This window comes from Pseudaeromonas sp. HNCC25DJ182, from assembly GCF_055413365.1.
The window spans coordinates 1-294 of record NZ_JBVAYG010000040.1 but is presented as its reverse complement, the minus strand read 5'-3'; the positions used below and the strand labels follow the sequence as shown (position 1 = coordinate 294).

Genomic DNA, 294 nt, shown 5'->3' with positions numbered 1-294 from the left:
CACCTATACCCTGCTGGGCAATGAAACCCATCCCGAAGCTGGCAACGATGTGTTGCTGGATAACACCAGCATTCTGGTCACCGATCGGGATGGCGATACCGCCAGCAGCAACCTGAGCATCCAGATTGTTGATGATGTGCCGACCGCCGTGGCCGACAGTGCCAGCATCGCGGAGGATGCCGAGCTATTGACGATCGAGGGTAACGTTCTGACCTCGGACACCCAAGGTGCCGATGGCGCTGTGGTAACCCCGCAAACGGTCGAAAGTGCACTGGGCACTCTGGAGCTGGAGAA

At 58.5% G+C, this 294-nt stretch carries 1 protein-coding gene; it reads left to right on the top strand.

The window, feature by feature from the left end:
* Nucleotides 1-294, top strand: a 294-nt coding sequence (locus ACZYUB_RS16655) for a hypothetical protein (protein ID WP_463949348.1), incomplete at both ends; no start/stop codon positions are given.